Here is a 13,762-nt window from a genome sequence, read left to right as displayed (position 1 = left end):
TCCGGGCTTTGCTTCGCAAAGCCCGGAAACTGGGGTATCAACTGGTGGCTGCCTGAGTGCTTAAAAAACAGTGGGTTGCATTTTGTTTGATGAGAGCGGCCTTGCGTCGCGATTGGGGTGCGAAGCGCCCCCGGGATCGGTGCATCGTCGCAAGATTGCCGGGGCCGCTCTGCGGTCCATTCGCGACACAAGGCCGCCCCCACATGTTTGGCTAGCCTGTTGCCCGCCAGTACACACAAAAACAAAGGCCCGGGGCTTTCACAAGCCCCGGGCCTTCCTTCAACCGCAACCCACTATCAGTGGAACTGCTCTTCCTCGGTCGAACCGGTCAGTGCGGTCACCGACGAAGCCCCACCCTGAATTACAGTGGTCATGTCGTCGAAGTAGCCAGTACCCACTTCCTGCTGGTGCGCCACGAAGGTGTAGCCCTTGTTGGCGTCAGCGAACTCCTGCTCCTGCAGCTTCACGTAGGCGGTCATGTCGTTGCGGGCGTAGTCGTGCGCCAGGTTGAACATGCCGTGCCACATGTTGTGGATGCCGGCCAGGGTGATGAACTGGTGCTTGTAGCCCATGGCCGACAGTTCGCGCTGGAACTTGGCGATGGTGGCGTCGTCCAGGTTCTTCTTCCAGTTGAACGAAGGCGAGCAGTTGTACGACAGGATCTGGTCCGGGTATTCCTTCTTGATCGCTTCGGCGAAGCGGCGGGCTTCGTCCAGGTCCGGCTTGGCGGTTTCGCACCAGATCAGGTCGGCGTACGGGTGGGCAGGTCACGGGTAATGGCCTGCCCAATGCTGTTGGGCGACTTGGCGGTAGGTGTGCTCAAAATTGGGGTGAATATAATCAACTAAGTCCGGAGGCTGAGAAGGGTTTTTAGGTGGGTCGCCAAAGCTAAGTGCAACAAATAATTTCTGAGTGGGTGTGGTCGTATTTGCTCTGTCTTCGCAGTTTAGGGTGTAGGGGAATTGTTTGATCTTTTCATTGGAAATCACCTGAGGCATAAGTTTTTGCACGTCTGAGTGCTCTGGTTTTGTTTTGGGGTTGACCTTCCGGGTTGGAAGGTGTTGGTATTGTATTCCAAGCTTGGCTTGTTGAGGTGCGGCAAGAAATAGTTTGTATTGGTTGTTGTAGGAAGTTTCCTTTTTCTTTGTCAGTAAAGTATGCGTGCATGCTCATGGAGGTGCTATGTCCGAGCAAAGAAACCTGTTCATCAATACTGAGCGCACTATTGAGTTGGGTAACGCGTCTTGGGAACTCGCCCAAGCGTCTGGCCTGACAGATCTCAGTGTGGTCCACTGTCCAACCAGCCGCCTGCGCGACCAAGATGGGCATGTCTTCATGAATATGTGCTCATGTTCCTACCTGGGGCTTGAGGCCGATAAACGACTGGCCCAGCGGGCGGCTCGCTATGTCTTGGACAGCGGTACTGTCAATCTGCCGACCTCGCGCATCCGTATCCGTCTTCGCGAACTGGATGAGCTGGAAGACGCACTGTCATCGCACTTCGACTGTCAAGCATTTACGGCAACTTCCTGCAGTGCCGGAATTGTAGCTTCACTACCGTTGCTTGCCGCCGGCATATTCACCAATGGTGTGCGGCCCTATACCTCCCAGCCGCGCGAAATGTTGCTCGACTTAAGCATCTTGCAACGCATTGGGATATCGAGCCAGAGGGCTGCCAGCTATGCCAGGAATGGTTGGCTGAATCGCGTAGCTCGCGGTATCTATGCCTTTCCAGATAATGAGTTGAGCCTTGCGGTGGGGTGCTGCTATCTGGAGCGTCAGATCACCTGCCTGCATTTAGGAGGTAGCAGTGCGCTTCGCGAAACTTATGAAAATGATACTTCGCTAGTTTTGTGGGGCGATAACCGAGTCTCATTGCCTCGGTGGTTTACCGAGCGTTATTCGGTGCGCTATGTGTACGCACGATTGTTTGATTGGAACGGTGAGATATCTCTGCGCACGGCGACCCTTGAGCGGCGAGGTGGGCTGCTCAGGTCAGTGCCCGAGCGTGCGTTGCTGGAGATGCTCTATGAAGTCGGCAGCAGTCGTGATTTGCTAAAGGCTAGGGAGTATTTCTATGCCGTTGGCGAGGTCTGTCCTTTGGCCAGTGGCCAACTACTCCAGTGTTGCACCAGCGTGAAGGCTGTGCGCTTGTACCTGCGCTTGGCTCGTCAGGCGAGTTTGCTGGATGTCGATGAGTTGCTGGGGCTCTGGAGCATTCCAGTTGGAAGCGAGCGTCGCTGGATTTCAAAGCTCAAGGACGGCACGACGTTGTGCCTCGGCCCTCATGGATAGCGCCGTAAGCCACAGCATTAAGCGAATGAGCCCGCTGATGCATAAGGTGGCATTGCTCAAGTTACTATTTGTCCTGGCCAACGGGGTCGGGTCATTTGCGGCGTTATTCATGAATCGGCACTTCGCTTTAGCAGATGCTGAACTGGCGACTACGGTGTCGCTGATGATCATCAGTTATCTGGCCGGAAACCTGCTTGGTGGACAACTGCCAGGACGAGTGGGTAGTCGACTTCTTTTGTTGGGCTGTTCGTCGACGGCGCTGCTCGCGCTGTTGGGCAGCCTTCTGCCGATCTTACCCATCGCAATTGGGATGATTTTGCTTTTTATGTTCAGTGCGGGCGCCATCACGCCGCTTTTCAGCGTGATGACGGCCCAGGCTGCACCGTCTGGCGATCAAGTGGGGGCTTTTGCATATCTTCATCTAGCTAGTAATGCGGGTGGTGTCCTGCTGTTCGTCGTAGGGGGTGTTCTGCTTAGTTGGCAAAGCCAGTATCTCTTGTGGTTTACCGCGGCGATTAGCCTGGTTTGCCTGGTGACGAGCGCTGCCTTGGCTCTGCCGATAACTGGAAGTCATTTCGATACTAAGGATACGCAGCTTAAGGCTAAGGATGTGCCGATACCAGCGGCGGTGATCCTGGCGGGTGTGATATTTTTCGTATTGTCCTTGCTCGATGGTCAGCGTGAATACCAGTTTCCTCTCTGGTTAGGAGCATTGGGGGTGGGGGACGCGGCTCATCTCTTTGGAGTGGCAGGTATTGTTAATGGGTTACTGGTTATCGTTCTAACTCGACCGCTGATCGCCTTGAGCCGCCGTTGGTCTGCCATGGCCAACATGGCGTTAGCGGCGATCTGCTACGGCATTGGTTTCGGTGCCTATGCCTTGATCGATACTTGGCCCGCAATACTGCTGTTAGTGGTGATCTGGACCTTGGGCGAAATCATCGGTATCACCTACATGGCGACCTTGATTGCCCAGCGAGCGCCGGTGTCTCGACAAGGTTTTTTGTTTTCGTTGATACCTGTGATTCAGGCTGCGGCACGAGTGCTATGCGTGACCTTGGCTGTGCCGATGCTGGATGGTCTTGGCTTCAGTGTTACTTGGGCGGCTTTTGGTTGCGTTGGTGTGATTTTTGGCATGACCTGTCTAATTCTGCGACGTGCAAGGCTTGGTCATTAACAGAAGGGACTTGAGCGCATGAGCAAGGTAGTTGTTATTACTGGTGGTAATTCCGGTATCGGAGAGGCGTGTGCCTGGAGATTTGCCAGAGAGCAATACACAGTCATTGTGTGCGGACGGGATCATGTTAGGAACGTCCGTGTGTGTGAGAGTATCAATAGGGAGGCTGGGTGTGCGCATCCGTACTCGGTTGATTTGCGTAGCCCCACCGAGTTGACCGACCTTTTCAAGCGACTGACTCTCGATCATCCACCCATAAATTGTCTCGTCAACAGCATTGGTATTGATGGTCGATCGTTCACCATGACCGAGGAATATCCCGAGGCTGATTTCGAAGATGTCATGTCCACGAATGTAAGTGCGCCATGGCGATGCATGAAGGCGGTGTTGCCTGCAATGCGTGGAGCGGGGCGTGGCACCATTGTCAATGTCGCCTCGCTAGCGGGTCTGAATGCCAGTGTTACGGGTGGTTCTGTATACACCGCCAGCAAGCACGCACTAGTTGGAATTACCAAGGCCGTTGCAAAGGAATATGCCCCTTATGGCGTACGGGTCAATGCCGTTTGTCCGGGGTTTGTGTCAACGCCATTGGCAAAGCATGTATTGGGGAGCAAGTTTGATTCGGTGTGCGCCTCGCAGCCTATGGGGCGGGTCTGTGAAGCCCATGAAGTTGCTGAGCTTGTGTACTGGCTTAGCTCGGAAGCAGCTTCTTACGTAACTGGCGTGGCGGTACCAATCGATGGTGGCTTCCGCGCTTAGGGTCTACCCGGAGTTCTGATGGGACGTCTGTAACTCAAGGCTTTACTTCATCAGAGTAGCGTTGGATTGAAGAAGCCCAGGGCTTTCACAAGCCCCGGGCCTTCCTTCAACCGCAACCCACTATCAGTGGAACTGCTCTTCCTCGGTCGAACCGGTCAGTGCAGTCACCGACGATGCCCCACCCTGAATCACGGTGGTCATGTCGTCGAAGTAGCCAGTGCCCACTTCCTGCTGGTGCGCCACGAAGGTGTAGCCCTTGTTGGCGTCAGCGAACTCCTGCTCCTGCAGCTTCACGTAGGCGGTCATGTCGTTGCGGGCGTAGTCGTGCGCCAGGTTGAACATGCCGTGCCACATGTTGTGGATGCCGGCCAGGGTGATGAACTGGTGCTTGTAGCCCATGGCCGAAAGTTCGCGCTGGAACTTGGCGATGGTGGCGTCGTCCAGGTTCTTCTTCCAGTTGAACGAAGGCGAGCAGTTGTACGACAGGATCTGGTCCGGGTATTCCTTCTTGATCGCTTCGGCGAAGCGGCGGGCTTCGTCCAGGTCCGGCTTGGCGGTTTCGCACCAGATCAGGTCAGCGTACGGCGCGTAGGCCAAGCCGCGGGCGATGGCCTGGTCGAGGCCGGCGCGTACCTTGTAGAAGCCTTCACGGGTGCGCTCGCCAATCACGAACGGCTGGTCGTACGGGTCGCAGTCGCTGGTCAGCAGGTCGGCGGCGTTGGCGTCGGTGCGGGCCAGGATGATGGTCGGCACGCCCGATACGTCAGCGGCCAGGCGAGCAGCAACCAGCTTCTGTACGGCTTCCTGGGTCGGTACCAGCACCTTGCCACCCATGTGGCCGCATTTTTTCACCGAGGCCAGCTGGTCTTCGAAGTGCACGCCGGCGGCGCCTGCTTCGATCATGTTCTTCATCAGCTCGTAGGCGTTCAGTACGCCACCGAAACCGGCCTCGGCGTCGGCCACGATCGGTGCGAAGTAGTCGATGTAACCGTCGTCGCCCGGGTTCTTGCCGGCTTTCCACTGGATCTGGTCGGCGCGGCGGAAGGCGTTGTTGATGCGCTTGACCACGGTCGGTACCGAGTCGACCGGGTACAGCGACTGGTCAGGGTACATGGACTCGGCCGAGTTGTTGTCGGCGGCAACCTGCCAGCCGGACAGGTAGATGGCCTGGATGCCGGCCTTGACCTGCTGCACTGCCTGGCCGCCGGTCAGGGCACCCATGCAGTTGACGAAATCTTTTTCTGGGCGGAAGGACGGGTGGGCACCTTCGGTGACCAGCTTCCACAGTTTTTCTGCACCCAGGCGGGCCAGGGTGTGCTCCGGCTGCAGGGAGCCACGCAGGCGAACGACATCAGCGGCGGTGTAGGTACGGGTCACGCCTTTCCAGCGCGGGTTCTCGGCCCAGTCTTTCTCGAGGGCTGCAATTTGCTGTTCGCGTGTCAGTGCCATGGAAATAAACCTCGTCGCATCGATCTTGGGGTAATTGTGCTGATGCTCGGAGCAGATCAGGAGCTGGCGGCTGTCCTGTTCGCAGGAGTGCGGCGGCGAACGCGAAGGCTCGAAGGGGAAGGGGGTGCAGGCCAGGCGAAAGGGTGCTCCGGCAGGTCGGCTCGTGGTTGCCTTGCTGCGGTGCTACGCGATTGCCAGTACTGCGGTGATGCGCTTCCGTCCCTCGGGACAACTTCTTCGTTGCAGTCGCAATCCCGTCGAACCGCCTTGTGGGCCGTATAGACACGAGACGCCTCCAGGGGTGGGAGGAGCGCGCCTCGAAGGCCCTTGCCAGGGCCCCTGATTAGCGGGAGCGAGGCCATCATGCCCTTGGAAAAAACACCCTGTCAAATGTTTTGTAGTGGTTTTTTTCACTTACTACATCTTTGGTCTAATGCGACTTGGCAGTCAGTTTCAAGGCCTTTGGTCGAAGCCTTGAATTGCCTGGGATCAGTCGAGAAGGTCGACTTTGACCCGCAAAGTCATGTTTTCACTCCGTTGGGTGCTGTAACTGTGGCTTGACGCGCTACGGTCGGCTTGGCTCTGCTGGTTGTAGCCTGCCAGGGTGATCCATTCTCCGAGCTTGCCGGTGATTGTCGTGTCGGTGCTTTGCACTTTCACTACATCTGCACGTTCCTGGCTGATGCGGTCATTATTGGTGCTTATTTGCAGACGAACCGTATCGCCGCTCAGGCTTGGCGTAACGTAGAACCCCTGGGTCACGTTGCGGTATTCGGTGTTGCTCTGGATGCGCCCGTAGCCGTCGGTGCTGGTGCTGGTGATCGGGATGCTCTGGCCAACCTGGATCAGCGCCGGCTGGCCTTCGCTGGCCTGCACCTGTTGCATGCCACCGTCACGGTTGCTGGTGCCGTAGTGGATGACACGTGCGCTGCCACGGTTGTCCTGGAAGTTGCTGTCGTTGTTGTCGACGCTGATCAGCAGGCGCTTGGGTGCGGTGTCCAGCTGTTGCAGCAAGGTGCGCAGGTCATCGATGCGCTCGGGGCTGGCATTGACGATCAGCTTGTTCTCGAAGGCGCTGACCGTGCCGTCGTTGCCGACGAACGCCTGGGCGGCGGGCAGCAGTTCGGCGCTGCTGCGGTGTTGTAGTGGCAGCACCTCGGTGGCGGCCTGGGCGGTGAGGCTGGCCGCCAGTAGCAGGGCGGCAAACAGGGGGCGTAGCGGCATGTCCATGATCTCCGCAGGTGGAATCGACATGATGGCAAATTTAGCGGCCGGCTGCTGGATCTGGATCACGTCTATGATGTGGCTGAGTGGGTGATTTATCGGCTTTTATCTTGTAGGCTATAAATTATAGCCATTAAGATAATTGAGGGTAATTGCATGTCGCCCATCCGCCCGCTTCTACGCCGTGATCGGTTGGCCAAGGCTTTGGGCCAAGACCTGGCCGGCGAGTCGCTGGTCGATTACAGCTCGGGCATGTTCCTCGCCGCGCCCCGACGTACGGGCAAGAGCACCTTCCTCAACAACGACTTCATTCCGGAATGCGTACAGCGCGGCTGGCTACCGGTTTACGTCGACCTGTGGTCGGACCGCGACGCCGCGCCGGCAGAACTCATCAGTGGCGCCATCGGTGCTGCGCTGGGTAGCTTCGAAGGTGCTCTGGCCAAGGCTGCGAAAAAGGCCGGTATCGACAAGATAAACCTACTGCGTACCCTCAGCTGGGATTTTACTCGCCCGCAATTGCCTGAGGGGACTACCTTGGCTCAGGCACTTGCCGTGTTGCATCAAGTGTCGGGGCAGATGGTGGTACTGATCATCGACGAGGCCCAGCATGCCCTCAACAGCGAAGATGGCCTGAATGCGATGTTCGCGCTGAAAGCCGCGCGTGACCATCTCAACCGTGGTGACCGCCCGGACGGTTTGCGTCTGGTGTTCACTGGCTCCAGTCGCGACAAGCTGGCCAATCTGGTGCTGAAGAGCAAGCAGCCGTTTTATGGTGCGAGTATCACGCCATTCCCGTTGCTGGGGCGTGAGTATGTCGAGTTCATCACTGACTTGTGGAACCGGCGCCTGGCCGCCAGCAACCAGTTCAAGGTCGAGGACCTTGTGTACGCTTTCGAGTTGGTCGGGCGCCGCCCTGAAATGCTCAACAAGCTGTTGGCCGAAGCGAGCGTGGGCCTGGGTGAGGCGGGCAACCTGGGTGAATTGCTGCGCACAGGGGCGCTCAATCATCAGGCGGGCGTGTGGAGTGACTACGAAAGCGCCTGGAACGACCTGTCAGCCTTGCAACAGGCGGTGCTTGAGGTCATGGCCGAGTGCACGTTGGGCCGGCAGCCGTTTTCGCCATTTACCGAGCAAACCTTGAGGGATGTGAACCGTAAGCTGGAGCAGGCCCGGGCGGAAGTCAACGCCAGCACGACCAGCGTCCAGAAGGCCCTTGATGCCCTGCGTGCCAAGGAGCTGGTATGGAAGGCCAATCGCGGTGAGTACGCGCTTGAGGATGCTTCCATGGCTGAATGGCTTGCACGGGACAAGGCGGCGGGCCGCAGCTGAACCTTTGATCTACCCCACCAGTCGCACGCACAGGGATTGAGTGGGGCTAAGTGCATGAAGCGTGTTCTGATCTTTTTGTTGTGCCTGTGCAGCCTTTGTGCCGGGGCTGCAACTGATTCGTTGCGCATCAAGCAGCTGCAGCGTTGCGGCGACCTGCTTGGCGATGGCCAGCAGCGATGGTGCCTGCGCGCCGAGGGGCTCGGGGCTCAGCTGCCGACGGTCTGGTTCGGTGGTGCGCGGCTGCCGACAGCCGATTTCGAGCGGCAAGGTGACCGGCTTACGCTGAAATTGGCGAAACAAGCCCTGCGCAGTGCTCCGCTGTGGCTGGAGGACGGCGAGCGCACCAGCAACCCGGTTTGGCTCACCCGTCAGCGCAGCCATGTTGTGGCCGCCGGGCCTGATGAAGTGGCGAAGAACATGGACGGCCTCACCACCTACGTGGACCTGGTAAGCCTTTTGATCGAGGAAAAACATGATGGCCTCGGTGAAGCCCGACGGATCGCCGGGAAGTACGGCGCCCAGGTCGTGGGTGCCATACCGCCGCTGAATGTCTACCAGTTGCGCTTGCCAGTGGGCGACCTGGTGCAACGCGACGCGATGATCCTGCGCATGGGCAGTGAGGTCAGCGTGGATGCAGTGATTGTCGAGGAGTCTGCCCCTGAGCGTGGCGAGGAAGGTAGCGGGCGCGACGCACTTGCCATCAATCAGGCGGATGAATGGGCCGCCAACCGCTTCATGGACGCGCTGTACTACTACCAGCGGCGAATTGCCGCTTCCGGCTTGCCGGTGCAACCGGTGCGGGTCGGGGTGGTCGAGCGAGAGGTGGACTTCGACGCGCCAGGCTTCAGCCATTACCGAGGGCGCTGCGAGCAGGCACAGACGTGCTTGTATGCTCGCGACGGTGACCGACCAGGCAGTCACGGCAGCCATGTGGCCGGTATCCTGGCGAACCAGGATGAAGGCTTTTTGCCAAGGCTGGGCAAGCACAGTCCTGGCTTCGAGGTGATTGTCGAGCGCAACTCGGATGCCGGTATCACCGCCAACATCGCTGCCTCGGTGAACCTGGTCGAAGACGGCGTACGGGTGTTGAACTGGAGCTGGGGGATTCACCGGGTCGGGGCGAAGAACGTGAAAGGTGATGAGGTCGATTCGCTGGTACGTTCAGGGCTGGCGATGAGTGGCTATGAAGAACTGCTGGAAGAATTCTTCCTCTGGCTGAGGGCAAAGCATCCTGATGTGGTGGTGGTGAACTCGGCCGGTAATGGCGCGTCCTGGTCGGGCACCGATGAGTACCGGCTGCCGTCCTCGTTCATCACCGAGCAATTGCTGGTGGTGGGTGGCCACCAGCGCAGCGACAGGCCGGTGCCGGTTGAAGACCCGCGCCATGTGCGCAAACGCCACAGTTCCAACATCGACATGCGTGTGGACATCAGTGCGGCTGCCTGCATCCTTCCGGCGCCGGCCGCCGAGGCGCATTGTGGCACGTCGTATGCGACCCCGCTGGTGACCGCCACCGTGGCGACCATGCTGGCGATCAACCCGGCCCTGACCCCGCAGCAGGTGCGCATGCTGTTACGGCGCAGCGCCCTGACCCTGGGCAGCGAACAGGACTTCGAGGCCATGGATGCCGAAGACCTGACCGCGCCGATACTGCCTTCGGAGCGCGGCGGGCGGCTGGACCACCCCGACCTGGGGCGCTCGGCGCGCCTGGACATGCAGCGGGCACTGGACCTGGCCATACAAAGCCGGGACCGGGTGCGCTGAACGGTGGCTGCTGGCAGACAAATTCCGTAACATCGCGCCCCTCGTTTTTCCCGTCCGCCCCGGACTGCACCACAGGATCCCCATGAAACCCGCCCGACTCCGCGCCGACCTGCTCGCCGGCCTGACCACTTCCTTCGCCTTGGTGCCCGAATGCATCGCGTTCGCCCTGGTGGCCCATCTCAACCCGCTGATGGGCCTGTACGGCGCCTTCATCATCTGCACCCTGACGGCGCTGTTCGGTGGCCGGCCGGGGATGGTTTCCGGCGCAGCCGGCTCGATGGCGGTGGTGATCGTTGCGCTGGTGGTGCAGCACGGTGCGCAGTACCTGCTGGCCACGGTACTACTGGGCGGCATGGTGATGATCCTGTTCGGTCTGCTGCGCCTGGGCAAGCTCGTGCGGTTGGTGCCGTACCCGGTGATGCTCGGCTTCGTCAACGGCCTGGCGATCGTCATCGCCCTGGCTCAGCTGGAGCATTTCAAACAGGGTGAGCACTGGCTCAGCGGTGCGCCGCTGTACCTGATGGTTGGCCTCGTGGCTCTGACCATGCTGGTGGTTTATGTGCTGCCGAAATTGACCCGTACGGTGCCGCCGGCGCTGGTGGCAATCCTCAGCGTTGGTTTGCTGGTGTACCTGCTGGGCCTGCCCACTCGCACCCTGGGCGACATGGCGCACATCGCCGGTGGCCTGCCACACCTGGCCCTGCCGGACGTACCGTGGAATCTTGAAACCCTGAAGATCATCATCCCTTACGCGGTGCTGATGGCCATGGTCGGCCTGCTGGAAACCCTGCTTACGCTCAACTTGACCGATGAAATCACCGAAAGCCGGGGCTATCCGGACCGCGAATGCGTGGCGCTGGGCGCGGCCAATATGGTTTCCGGGCTGTGCGGTGGCATGGGTGGTTGCGCGATGATCGGCCAGACAGTAATCAACCTCAGCTCCAATGGCCGTGGACGGCTGTCGGGCGTGGTGGCCGGGGTGATGGTGCTGCTGTTCGTATTGTTCCTGTCGCCGCTGATCGAGCGCATTCCGCTGGCGGCGCTGGTCGGGGTGATGTTCGTGGTGGCGCAGCAGACCTTTGCCTGGGCGTCGTTGCGGGTACTGCACAAGGTGCCGGTCAGCGATGTGCTGGCGATTATTGCCGTGACCGTGGTTACGGTGTTTACCGACCTGGCCATGGCGGTGCTGTTCGGTGTCGTCATCGCAGCGGTGAACTTTGCCTGGCAGCATGCGCGCGAGCTGTATGCCGACAGCCACGATGATGGGGAAGGGGGCAAACATTACCAGGTGCATGGCACGCTGTTCTTTGCCTCGACCACGCCGTTCCTGAACCAGTTCGACCCGGCCAATGATCCGGCCAAGGTGACCCTGGACTGCCAGCATTTGAGCTTTGTCGATTATTCGGCGATTGCTGCGTTGAAGACTTTGCGTGAGCGGTATGCCAGGGCGGGCAAGCAGTTGCGGGTGGTGCATTTGTCGGAGCGCTGCAAGAAGCTGTTGAAGCGGGCTGGGGAGCAGCACTGAGGGTTGGTTGTTGTCTGTGCCGGCCTCTTCGCGGGCGCGCCCGCTCCCACAGAGGCTATGCGATCCCTGTGGGAGCGGGCGTGCCCGCGAAGAGGCCGGCGCAGGAGAAAGATTTATTCCCCGCGGTTCTTCTTGACGATGGCATCGGCAATGCTCGCCGGTGCCTCGGCATAGCGGGTGAACTCCATCGAGAAGCTGGCCCGACCCTGGGTCATGGAGCGCATCGAGGTGGCGTAGCCGAACATCTCGCCCAGCGGCACCTCGGCACGGATCACCTTGCCGGCCGGCGTTTCGTCACCATCCTGGATCATCCCGCGGCGCCGGCTAAGGTCACCGAGGATGTCACCCTGGTACTCTTCCGGGGTCACCACCTCCACCTTCATCACCGGCTCCAGCAACACCGCCCCACCTTTCTGCGACAGCTGCTTGGTGGCCATCGAGGCGGCGATCTTGTAGGCCATTTCGTTGGAATCGACGTCGTGGTACGAGCCGTCATACACCGCCGCCTTCAGGTTGATCAGCGGGTAGCCGGCGAGCACACCGTTCTTCATCTGCTCCTCGATGCCCTTCTGGATCGCCGGGATGTACTCGCGCGGCACCACGCCGCCGACGATTTCGTTGATGAACTCCAGGCCTTCCTTGCCCTCGTCGCCGGGGGCGAAGCGGATCCAGCAGTGACCGTACTGGCCACGGCCACCGGACTGGCGGACGAAGCGGCCTTCGATCTCGCAGGTGTTGCGTATTTTTTCGCGGTAGGCCACCTGTGGCTTGCCGATATTGGCCTCGACGTTGAACTCGCGGCGCATGCGGTCGACGATGATGTCCAGGTGCAGCTCACCCATGCCCGAGATGATGGTCTGTCCGGTCTCCTCGTCGGTGCGCACGCGGAATGACGGGTCTTCCTGGGCCAGCTTGCCCAGGGCGATGCCCATTTTCTCCTGGTCGGCCTTGGTCTTCGGTTCCACCGCCACGGAAATGACCGGGTCGGGGAAGTCCATGCGTTCGAGGATGATCGGCTTGTCCATGTCGCACAGGGTATCGCCGGTGGTCACATCCTTCATGCCGATCAGCGCGGCGATATCACCGGCGCACACGTCCTTGATTTCCGCCCGCTGGTTGGCGTGCATCTGCACCATGCGGCCGATGCGTTCCTTCTTGCCCTTGACCGAGTTGAGTACCGCGTTGCCGGAGCTGAGCACGCCGGAATAAACCCGGGCGAAGGTGAGGGTGCCGACAAACGGGTCTGTGGCGATCTTGAAGGCCAGGGCCGAGAACGGCTCTTTGTCGTCGGCGTGGCGCTCCAGGTGCTTCTCTTCGTCATCCGGGTCGGTGCCGCGGATGGCCGGGATTTCCGAAGGGGCGGGCAGGTAGTCGATGACCGCGTCGAGCATCAGCGGCACGCCCTTGTTCTTGAACGATGAGCCGAGGATGGTCGGCACGATTTCGTTGTTCAGGGTGCGTTTGCGCAGCCCGGCCTTGATCTCCTCGATGCTCAGTTCCTCGCCATCGAGAAACTTCAGGGTCAGCTCGTCATCGGCCTCGGCTGCCGCCTCGATCATGTGCGCGCGCCATTCGTCGGCCAGCGCCTGCAGCTCGGCGGGGATGTCTTCTTCGCGGTAGCTGGTGCCCTGGTCGGCATCGTTCCAGTAGATGGCCTTCATCTTCACCAGGTCGATCTGGCCCTGGAAGTTTTCTTCGCTGCCGATGGCCAGCTGGATCGGCACCGGGTGGTGGCCAAGGCGCTGGTCGATCTGCTTGACCACGCGCAGGAAGTCGGCGCCCTGGCGGTCCATCTTGTTGATGTAGGCCAGGCGCGGCACGTGGTACTTGTTGGCCTGGCGCCATACGGTCTCGGACTGTGGTTCGACCCCGTCCGCGCCACTGAACACCACCACCGCGCCATCGAGCACGCGCAGCGAGCGCTCCACCTCGATGGTGAAGTCGACGTGGCCGGGGGTGTCGATGATGTTGAAGCGGTACTTGTGGGCGAACTGCTTGGTCGAGCCCTGCCAGAAGGCGGTGGTCGCCGCCGAGGTTATGGTGATGCCGCGTTCCTGCTCCTGGGCCATCCAGTCCATGGTCGCCGCACCATCGTGCACTTCGCCCATCTTGTGGTTGACCCCGGTGTAGAACAGGATCCGCTCGGTGGTCGTGGTCTTGCCGGCATCCACGTGGGCGACGATGCCGATATTGCGGTACAGCTCGATGGGCGTTGTACGGGCCATGGCGGACTACCTGCG

Annotated in this window: 10 protein-coding genes and 1 pseudogene; 6 read left to right on the top strand and 5 right to left on the bottom strand. The window is 60.0% G+C overall.

All coding sequences use genetic code 11. From position 1 onward, the window contains the following. Positions 1-296: 296 nt before the first annotated feature. Together CAF70_RS05780 and CAF70_RS26350 are read right to left on the bottom strand one after the other, a co-directional pair. Positions 297-758: pseudogene (locus tag CAF70_RS05780) on the bottom strand (isocitrate lyase); the annotation flags it as partial. 9 nt (positions 759-767) lie between these two features. Further along, positions 768-1,010, bottom strand: coding sequence for a hypothetical protein (locus tag CAF70_RS26350; protein ID WP_143491516.1), 243 nt, complete (start codon positions 1,008-1,010; stop codon positions 768-770). Between the two features lie 172 nt (positions 1,011-1,182). Here CAF70_RS26350 and CAF70_RS05775 point away from each other — a divergent pair, with 172 nt between their 5' ends. Genes CAF70_RS05775 through CAF70_RS05765 form a run of 3 tightly spaced genes read left to right on the top strand, consistent with a single transcriptional unit; the run spans position 1,183 to position 4,231 of the window. After that, complete coding sequence (locus CAF70_RS05775) at positions 1,183-2,295, top strand: type IV toxin-antitoxin system AbiEi family antitoxin domain-containing protein (RefSeq protein WP_085621823.1); 1,113 nt, start codon at positions 1,183-1,185, stop codon at positions 2,293-2,295. Positions 2,296-2,332: 37 nt separating this feature from the next. Continuing rightward, positions 2,333-3,472: an MFS transporter gene (locus CAF70_RS05770; RefSeq protein WP_256573242.1), complete on the top strand. Its 1,140-nt coding sequence runs from the start codon at positions 2,333-2,335 to the stop codon at positions 3,470-3,472. Positions 3,473-3,490: 18 nt separating this feature from the next. Beyond that, complete coding sequence (locus tag CAF70_RS05765) at positions 3,491-4,231, top strand: SDR family NAD(P)-dependent oxidoreductase (RefSeq protein ID WP_085621825.1); 741 nt, start codon at positions 3,491-3,493, stop codon at positions 4,229-4,231. A 123-nt stretch (positions 4,232-4,354) separates the two neighbouring features. Here the strand turns inward: CAF70_RS05765 and aceA are convergent, their stop codons facing one another. Further along, positions 4,355-5,680 (bottom strand): isocitrate lyase, encoded by a 1,326-nt coding sequence (gene aceA, locus CAF70_RS05760; protein ID WP_013973380.1) that lies wholly within the window; start codon positions 5,678-5,680, stop codon positions 4,355-4,357. Between the two features lie 489 nt (positions 5,681-6,169). After that, positions 6,170-6,934 (bottom strand): secretin N-terminal domain-containing protein, encoded by a 765-nt coding sequence (locus CAF70_RS05755; protein ID WP_178076356.1) that lies wholly within the window; start codon positions 6,932-6,934, stop codon positions 6,170-6,172. 126 nt (positions 6,935-7,060) lie between these two features. Here CAF70_RS05755 and CAF70_RS05750 point away from each other — a divergent pair, with 126 nt between their 5' ends. The 3 genes from CAF70_RS05750 (at position 7,061) to CAF70_RS05740 (ending at position 11,522) form a co-directional block, all read left to right on the top strand. Then, on the top strand, positions 7,061-8,233 hold the full coding sequence (locus CAF70_RS05750; RefSeq protein WP_085621826.1) for a hypothetical protein: 1,173 nt from the start codon (positions 7,061-7,063) through the stop codon (positions 8,231-8,233). Positions 8,234-8,287: 54 nt separating this feature from the next. Further along, entirely contained in the window at positions 8,288-9,997 is a 1,710-nt protein-coding gene (locus CAF70_RS05745; protein WP_085621827.1) for a S8/S53 family peptidase, read from the top strand. An 82-nt stretch (positions 9,998-10,079) separates the two neighbouring features. Next, the gene (locus tag CAF70_RS05740) at positions 10,080-11,522 is read left to right on the top strand and encodes a SulP family inorganic anion transporter (protein ID WP_085621828.1); all 1,443 of its coding nucleotides are present in this window, start codon (positions 10,080-10,082) and stop codon (positions 11,520-11,522) included. 113 nt (positions 11,523-11,635) lie between these two features. Here the strand turns inward: CAF70_RS05740 and fusA are convergent, their stop codons facing one another. Then, positions 11,636-13,747 carry an elongation factor G gene (gene fusA / locus CAF70_RS05735; RefSeq protein WP_085621829.1) on the bottom strand — a complete coding sequence of 704 codons (2,112 nt, stop codon included), beginning with the start codon at positions 13,745-13,747 and terminating at the stop codon, positions 11,636-11,638. Positions 13,748-13,762: the final 15 nt, after the last annotated feature.

The organism is Pseudomonas sp. B19(2017) (genome assembly GCF_002113165.1).
Lineage (GTDB): Bacteria > Pseudomonadota > Gammaproteobacteria > Pseudomonadales > Pseudomonadaceae > Aquipseudomonas.
Note: the sequence above shows the minus strand (reverse complement) of the source record. Positions and strands in the feature narration are given on the sequence as shown.